This window comes from Paenibacillus sp. OT2-17 (assembly GCF_009827695.1).
GTDB lineage: Bacteria > Bacillota > Bacilli > Paenibacillales > Paenibacillaceae > Paenibacillus > Paenibacillus polymyxa_B.
Map to the genome: position 1 here is coordinate 1 of NZ_WUDQ01000142.1, position 8,166 is coordinate 8,166.

Sequence of the window (8,166 nt, forward strand, 5' to 3'; positions counted from 1 at the left end):
GTCTGCAAAGGGTGCTTATGTAGTTGCTTCGTCGAATCAACCGTGCGCAATCATGTTTTGGACTACGCACGGTTAACTTAACGAAATGTTCCTTCGATCCTATCGATTCTTATGCTAAAACGTTGTCAGATATCCTAAAGGTCTCATTACGCTTATTATTGCTTGTTATTCGCAAGGATGGTATTCGCATCAGCCCGGAATTTGGTCGCTGCGTCTTCAGCCGTCATCTGTCCGAAATTGACCTGCTCAATATAATCGGTCAGAGTCGCAATCACTTCCGGCGATCCGACTGGTGGCGGCGGGCTCATTGGAGAAGCCTTCGGCTCCATGGAAGCTACAAATTCAAACACCTGCTTCGTAGGCTCGCTCAACTCTGGTGCAACAGCTTCCTTGATTTTGGCGGAAATCGGCACGCCCCGTTCGCCTTTAATCAATTTATTCGCTTCTACATCGTTCATCCAGAAATCAATAAACTTAGCGGCTTCATCCTTCACCTGTGAACGGGAAGCAACCGTCCAGTACATCGTAGGCTGCATATATACGCCTTTTTCCATATTCGGCCCAAACATCGGAGCCAGTGCCATTGGGCGGTTAACGACCTGCTGTAAGCCCACATACTGATTGGACCACTGCCAAATACCGATGCCTGTTCCTTTTACGATATCGGATTCCTCAAGAATCCCCTTGGTCTGGTTCATGATTTCAGGAGGCGGGGTCGCTCCCTTCTTAATCAGATCAGCCAATCCGCTGAAGAAGTCAACAAACAGCTTATCGTCGTCATACCCCAATCCTGTTCCTTCCGCATTGTAGAGAGTTTTTCCTTGCGTACGCAAATAGTAGTGGAAGAAAATATCGGCAGCCATCGAGCTGTCAAAGTATACTTTATTGGAACCAGCCTTTAAAGCCATTTCTTTGTATTGATCCCATGTCCAGTTGTCAGGAATTTTGTCTATACCCGCTTTTTTGAGCAACGCCGGGTCATACTGGAAACCCAGAACATTAACACCGGTTGGGATACCATATTGCTTTCCAGCAATTACGCCAGTTTTGAGTACATTTTCGGTCACATCAGCAACCTGAATTTTTTGATTCAAGTAAGGCGCAAGATCCTCCAGCTGACCATTTTTCGCATATTGGCTAATGTACGAAATGTCCATTTGCACGATATCTGGCAACTGATTAGCCGCAGCCTGCGGAGCGAGTTTTTTCCAATAGTCATCGAAAGAGGCATATTCCACATCAATCGTTACATTTGGATTTTTCTGCTTATACAAATCAACGACCTTTTGCGTGTATTCATGACGCGTATCCGATCCCCACCAAGCGATACGTAACTTTACTTTCCCGTCTGCACTTGTGCCCGAATTGCCGCCGCCCGCTCCGCTACATGCCGTCGTCAAAACGAGCAGCATAGCTATGATCAGAAACCATCCCTTTTTGCCCACCTATCTCTCCCCTTTTCGCTGTTCTAGAAAGGAGCCAAATTACGAGTGACAACGCACTTTCGCAACTTTGATAGCGTTTACATTAGCTCCTGTTGTTATTTTCCCAAAAGCCGAGAAACATTGGAATACACAAATCAGGTTTCCTTGGTTTAAAAAACAGTGGGACTCCATACGCTCATCCCCGTTCATGTGATTTAATGTACTCGGAAGGCGTCATACCCGCCCACTTTTTGAACACCTGGCTAAAATATTGTGCGTTCCCACCGAAGCCGAACCATTCCGCCAGCTCAAACACCTTCACGTCTCCCGTCTCCCGAATATGCTCAGCCGCACGTTCGATCCGATAACGATTGACGTAGTGTGAGAAGTTTTCGCCCGTCACCTTTTTGAATATCTTCCCTAAGTAGTCGGAATTCATATACAGCATTTGACCTGCCACTCCGTTCAGCGACAGATCCGATTTTCTGTAGTTTTGCTCAATAATAGTGATCATTTTATCAACGGTGGAAGATTGGCGATACACATTACTTTTATAATAGATTGCGGTCATTCGTTCGGCAGCTTCCTGTACAAAAGATTTGAGACATGCCAGCGTTTTTTGCTCTGCCAGCACCACCATTCGGCTCGTAAACGCCGCACGCTCTTCTTCGGGGCATATACGGATCATAGCGGCATAGAGCTGAAGCACATAGGAGCGGGTCACGGAAATTTCCAGCTTCATACGGGACAGAATACCGAACAACCGATCCACTTCCTGTGCAACCTCCACCGTATTTCCAGCCTTGATCAGCAGACCGAACTTCTCCTCGTCCAGCTCCAAATCTGCCATCTCCCGGGTATCCTCAGCCGCTAAATCCTCCTTCGTAATCAGACTGCCTTCCCCGGTGTAAAACCGGTGATTCATACAATGCAGTGTCTCCCGATACATCCCCCGTGAATGCTGCATACTATCCGACTCACTAACTGCGACCGTTACCTCCAGCTTGTAAAAGCGATGAAATGTCGCACGTACCGCTTCAATCTGTTTCATAAACCGTGACGTGTCATCCTCACTTTCCAGCACGATGAGCAATTGCCCCTGCATGGTCGTACTGAGCAAGACATCATCCATCAAATCTGCCGCTATATTTTGCAATGCAAACAAATGCTCCGGCTCATGTGATTCCTCCACCCGCAGCAGTAGCATTCGAACCTGCTTATCTTGCAATTCAAGTCCGAATAACCGCTCATAAAATGCGATATCGCGGCTACCGTAAGTTTTATAGGAAATAAACTCCTTCAAAAAGTGTTCCTTCACATGAGGCAGCATACGCTGAAAATCTAGCTTCATCCGGTTTACAAACTGCTTGCGTTCTTCCTGCTCCTCCCGCTCCTGCCCCAACTCGGTCAGAGCCTCATGAATTTGCCGCTCATTGCATGGCTTCAACAAGTAGTGCTTCACCCCGTATTGCATGGCCCGACAGGCATAGTCGAAATCTTTGTAACCAGACAACAGAATGAAACGAACGTCTGGAAAGTGCTCCGTCGTTTTGGCAACCAGTCCGATACCGTCTAGTCCAGGCATAGAGATGTCGCTAATCACAAAGTCAGGCGGGCTGGCCTGAATCTGATCATAAGCCTCAATCCCGTTACGTGCCGTACCCACCAATCTCGTTCCCGCTTTACCCCAATCAACCACCTGCGATATGCCTTCCAAAATCATACGCTCATCATCAACCAGTAGCACCTTGTACACGACCCTGATCCCCTTTCACATATGGAATACAGACATGAATCGACGTTCCTGTTCCTGACTCGCTATGCAGCTCTATCCCCCAAGGTGTACCAAATGTCAGGTTAATCCGTTCTTGAATATTCGTAAGTCCAATGCCCTGCCCACGAGTCGTGACCTGCCCGCTCCGCAGTTTTTCCAAGAAATCCGGCGTCATTCCCGGTCCGTCATCTTCAACTCGCAGAAATAGAGCCCCCTCGCTTTCTCTCGCAATAATAGCAATCCGACAGGGTTCAATTCGCGGCTCCAACGCATAATGGATGGCATTCTCCACCAAAGGCTGAAGCGTTAGCTTCGGAATTTGCGCATCCATCAGTTCTTCCGGGACATCCAGATGGAAAACGAGACGTTCATCAAAACGTGTTGTTTGGATCGTTACATAGCTCCTTACAATATCCAGTTCTTTTCGAAGCGGAATCAGCTGCTCTTCAAAACTGACCGCACTACGCAATAGAAAAGCAAGTGCTTCCACCATCTCTGAAATCCGATCCTTCTTATTGGCCTTGGCGAGCCAGTTCACGGATTCCAGCGTGTTGTATAAAAAATGTGGATTAATCTGTGCTTGTAGTGCCTTTAGCTCTGTTTCCCTCAGTAATAGCTGCTTGGCAACATTTTCATTAATGAGCTCACGAATGCGGCGAATCATTTTCTTATATGTCCGATGTAGCAAGCCTACCTCGTCCTGTGTGGAAAGGGGGACCGCGCCAAGTGCTTCTTCTTCCAAACGGTCGAGATCGCCTTTTTCTATTTTACGCATGTTCTGGATTAGTTGAACGATCGGTTTGGTAATGCTGCCTGACAACCTAGCTCCCAGTGCCAATGCAATAAGAAGCATAATTACAAAAATAGCGCTTACAACTTCTTTAATGATCGTAATGCTGCGAAACATATCATCGAAGGGGGTCATATGCAAATACGTCCAACCCGTATAAGAGGATTTGATTTGAGCAGCGAAAAAGGTTCCTCCTGAGTAGGTCGCAATCCCGTAAGGCTGCTTTCGGCCAAGCTCGGCCTGAATATCACTCTCACTCAATAGTGGTGTTTCGGGATAAATCATCCGCCTTCCATCTGTAATCATCAGTTGTCCGTCACGGCCGGAGGTTTGCACGCGGTCCGCTACAATCCGGTCAATTCGCACACGAATCGCAAGCGTTCCGAGCCCATTCAGCGTAAAATTGGAATCGGTAAAGGATTTGAACTGCCGAGCTGCCAGCAAGGAGGAATGGCCTGCCGCATACCATGCATTGGAACCGTCATGTTCGTCTGCCAGCTCCGACAGGGTGGATCGAAGTTCTTGGGGAATACCTTCGCGGTTGCCCGCACTCATGACCTGTCCCTCTTTATCGATCACTATCATAGAATAGACATAGGTCTCAGAGCCGGCAAAGGCGACGAGCCTATTCGTTATTTTTTTACGCAGCACCATTTTGGCATAAGGTGACGTTTCCTTTTCCAATTGCAGCAAATAACGTTGAAGCTGCTCGTCCGTTGTTACCTTGAAAGTAACTTTTTCCACATCCTTCAACTCATTTTCTATACCGATTGAAGAAATATTGAGTACTTCGGATGTTTTTTTGTACATTTGATTATCATAAATATGAAATACGTACTTAAGTATGACTGCAACTACTGCAAAATTAACCAGCATAAGCACCGTAATCAGTAGTACCATTTTATGATGGATTCCAGCATTTTTGTAAGCGCTTTTAAAGTAGGTAATCAGTGAATGTCGCCTCCTTTATAACATACAAAATACCCCATGCCTTGGTCATTCGGCAAGAGGTATTTGTATTTGCTTAGCGTTGATCGGATGGTTTCGATTTGTCCGCCTTGCTCATATATTCGTCGTATCGGTCATCAAGTTCACGTGCCATACTCCGGTATTTACGCGTCTCCTCAACAATGGGATCGATATGAGTCTGAACCCGCACCTCATATTTAGGGCTGAGCCGTTCCCGCTTTTTGGCCTCATTCTCACGAATTTCGCCTTCCGTCAGCAGTTCACTGAGCTGGCGTTCCAATTCTTCGGATTGGCTCATCGCGATTTCCTCCTTCAGGATGATGGTCTACGTAGAATTATAACCCGGTTGCGTCTGCTTCTTTCAGCACTTGAATAAGTTGAGAATGAATAGCTGTATTCGTAGCTGCAATATGCCGTACACTCAGGTCATAAGGTCTGCCCAATGTATCGGTGATGGTACCGCCTGATTCCTGTACCAGCAAAGCGCCCGCTGCTACATCCCACGCATTCAAACCAATTTCGCAATAAGCCGACAGCCGTCCTGACGCTACATAAGCCAGATGCAATGCTGCCGATCCCAGCGCCCGAATGCCACGTACTTGAGGTGTAAGAACCTGCGTAATTTTCATATTTAGCGGTTGTGCATACGTACGGTCCGGTGGGAAGCCGATGCAGACCAGACTATCTCCCAGTGTTTCTTCTCTCGAGGCTTGCATGCGATTGCCATGTACATACGCGCCTTTTCCTTTTTCCGCTACAAACATTTCATCACGGGACGGATCATAAATGACCCCGACAATCACCTCTCCACGATGGGCCAAGGCAATAGACACACTGTAATACGGCAGACTGTGTACAAAATTGGTAGTGCCATCTACCGGATCAATAATCCATAAATATTCCTCTTCACGGGCAGCCTCTAATGCGCGGGCCGAAGCTTCGGCTCCCGGCTCTACACTCTCTTCACCCAAAATAGCATGATCGGGAAAATGGGTCAGAATCAGTCTGCGAATCATCTGCTCTGCACCTTTATCTACCTCGGTCACTAGATCCGTAGGAGACTGTTTGGTATTCAAATGTTCAACAGTTCCCAGTCTGCTCTTAATCCATTCCCCGGCTTTGGATGCCGCGTTAATAGCCACGGCAGTATAGCTTTTTCCTGATACGATATAGGGAACCTTTTCGTTTTCATGTTCGTTCAACGTGTTCACTCTACTTTCTATATCATTGTTACGTGGTTTACGAAGCTGCCCTACAGCACAGTCTCTTAACCATCTCTGTTTCATTACAAGTTTGCTAGTTTACACATTCTAGTATACACAATAAACTGCATAAAGTTTCTCTAAATGGGAGCTTTATCCGCGAAATGCTACTTTCTAAGGCATAATTTCTACGGAAGCCCCATCCAGCACTTTAACCCCATTGTCTTCCTGAAGGCGCAGTTCATTCATCAATCCGAATAACGCTTCATCCTTAAGCTTGGCTTCAAGCATGACATCAATCCGATCCGTATATCCGGCAATATTGCGCAAAAAGGTAAGCAACGGCTCCACTAGAACACCCTCCGCATGGCCCCGGGGATCTTTTTCACTTTTGGGACTGGACGCATGGATTTTGGGCGGCAATGGATGATCAACAGAAGATCCGGCTTGGGCCAATTCCCCTTTCCAGGTATCCAAAATATCCGGCCATAGCTCCCACGGCTTTTCCCCCTCATTATTCACCCATTGATGATGAATATCGAGAACCATCGGCAACCCCGTCAATTTGCAAGCCTCCAGCGTTTCCACCGCATTGAACGTTTTATCATCATTTTCCAGCGTTAACCGTTCTCTTAACGAAAGATCCAGCGCACTAACCTGCTCTACAAAACGCTGGCCTGAGGTCACCTTATCTCCGTATGCACCACCAATATGAATGTTGTTCTTGGCTTCGGCACCGAGCCCCATGGCCTCCAGCATCGCTTTGTGGTACTTCAGATCATTAATGGAGCTCTCCAACACCTCAGGACGGGGAGTGCTTAACACTGTAAAATGGTCAGGGTGAAACGATACCCTCATCCTATTCGCCTTGACATAGTTCCCAACCTCTGCAAAGTCAGCAGCAAGCGCCTGAAAAGGGTCCCAATCCCGCAGATCCTGATGGGTCGCGAGCGGAATCAGCTTAGATGAGAAACGATAGACCTGGATATCACTCGCGCGATTATGGCGCAGCAGCCTCAAAGTATTATGGAGATTTTCGGCTGCTATCCGTTCTAGCTTGCGGATCGCAGCTTCTCGGTCTCCAATCTTGTTAAAGCTGCTCATTGTCATGGTTTTAGAGGGGGATGCATTTTGCACGGTAACCGACATGGCTACATAACCGAACCTTACGATCATAGGGTGTCTTCCTTTCAGCAGTCGCAGTAGATGGTAAGGCCGCTTTCGTTCTGTGACCTAAAACCCTTTTCTACTGATCATACCCGGAAAAGCACCTGCTGATTCGGTGTTATCGCACAAATTGCAAGAAGGAATCAGCTAGGATTGCTGCTGTGCTCCAAAAAACATTTCATCCGCCAATGCAGTCTGAATTCTCGCTTCCTCTTCATTCAGCTTACGAATGAGAATCATTTCAACTTCGGTCACTTCATCGCCCTGGAAATTAATTTCGGCGATACAGCCCACAATCTGCACGATGGCTACTGCCACGTTATCCACGCTGTAAGCGATGACCTTCTGGCCTGTCGGAAACACGCGCAGCCCGGATTTAACCATCTTGCCACGTCCGTATTCCAGCAGTTCGTAAAGTTCTTGTTCGCTCTTGAATTTGCACACTGAGTTAAATTCAGTTTGAAAGCCCATGTGTAGCCGCCACCTTTCATGATTAAGGGTTTAGTGTTGTGCTCAAAGATATGCCATTTATATGAACAAAAAGGAGAGTGATCAGCTCCCCTTTGTTTCGTTTATGAGTTCTCGTAGTGCAGTGCCGACCTGCGCTCATAACGCTCCAGTGCAAGGGCAATCATGCGGTCCAGCAGACTTGCATAGGATACGCCTGTTTCTCTCCACAGTAATGGATACATACTGAACGGTGTAAAACCAGGCATTGTATTCACTTCATTAATAAGGATATGTCCGTCCGAGCGTCTGACGAAGAAATCGGCACGGGAAATCCCGCAGCCTTCTAGAGCGCGGAATGCTTGCAATGCAGCTTCACGAATACGATCTGCC

General features: G+C 47.2%; 7 protein-coding genes and 1 pseudogene. All 8 read right to left on the bottom strand.

The window, feature by feature from the left end; translation table 11 throughout:
• Positions 1–155: 155 nt before the first annotated feature.
• Positions 156–1,445 (bottom strand): ABC transporter substrate-binding protein, encoded by a 1,290-nt coding sequence (locus tag GRP75_RS15225; protein WP_028541002.1) that lies wholly within the window; start codon positions 1,443–1,445, stop codon positions 156–158.
• 175 nt (positions 1,446–1,620) lie between these two features.
• Positions 1,621–3,180, bottom strand: coding sequence for a response regulator transcription factor (locus tag GRP75_RS15230; RefSeq protein ID WP_023987013.1), 1,560 nt, complete (start codon positions 3,178–3,180; stop codon positions 1,621–1,623).
• Positions 3,158–4,888 carry a sensor histidine kinase gene (locus tag GRP75_RS15235; RefSeq protein WP_202404146.1) on the bottom strand — a complete coding sequence of 577 codons (1,731 nt, stop codon included), beginning with the start codon at positions 4,886–4,888 and terminating at the stop codon, positions 3,158–3,160. The genes GRP75_RS15230 and GRP75_RS15235 overlap by 23 nt, the downstream gene beginning before the upstream one ends.
• A gap of 124 nt (positions 4,889–5,012) precedes the next feature.
• Entirely contained in the window at positions 5,013–5,255 is a 243-nt protein-coding gene (locus tag GRP75_RS15240) for a hypothetical protein (RefSeq protein ID WP_023987011.1), read from the bottom strand.
• Between the two features lie 37 nt (positions 5,256–5,292).
• Complete coding sequence (locus GRP75_RS15245) at positions 5,293–6,159, bottom strand: inositol monophosphatase family protein (RefSeq protein WP_023987010.1); 867 nt, start codon at positions 6,157–6,159, stop codon at positions 5,293–5,295.
• A gap of 174 nt (positions 6,160–6,333) precedes the next feature.
• On the bottom strand, positions 6,334–7,335 hold the full coding sequence (gene uvsE, locus GRP75_RS15250; protein ID WP_160789719.1) for a UV DNA damage repair endonuclease UvsE: 1,002 nt from the start codon (positions 7,333–7,335) through the stop codon (positions 6,334–6,336).
• 138 nt (positions 7,336–7,473) lie between these two features.
• Entirely contained in the window at positions 7,474–7,797 is a 324-nt protein-coding gene (locus GRP75_RS15255; RefSeq protein WP_023987008.1) for a hypothetical protein, read from the bottom strand.
• 101 nt (positions 7,798–7,898) lie between these two features.
• A pseudogene (gene ddl / locus GRP75_RS15260) lies at positions 7,899–8,166 on the bottom strand (D-alanine--D-alanine ligase); the annotation flags it as partial.

Bases quoted from the DNA above. Each gene is read 5' to 3' on its own strand.
- uvsE (WP_160789719.1), bottom strand. From the start codon at position 7,335: ATGATCGTAAGGTTCGGTTATGTAGCCATGTCGGTTACCGTGCAAAAT.
- GRP75_RS15235 (WP_202404146.1), bottom strand. From the start codon at position 4,888: ATGGTACTACTGATTACGGTGCTTATGCTGGTTAATTTTGCAGTAGTT.
- GRP75_RS15255 (WP_023987008.1), bottom strand. From the start codon at position 7,797: ATGGGCTTTCAAACTGAATTTAACTCAGTGTGCAAATTCAAGAGCGAA.
- GRP75_RS15240 (WP_023987011.1), bottom strand. From the start codon at position 5,255: ATGAGCCAATCCGAAGAATTGGAACGCCAGCTCAGTGAACTGCTGACG.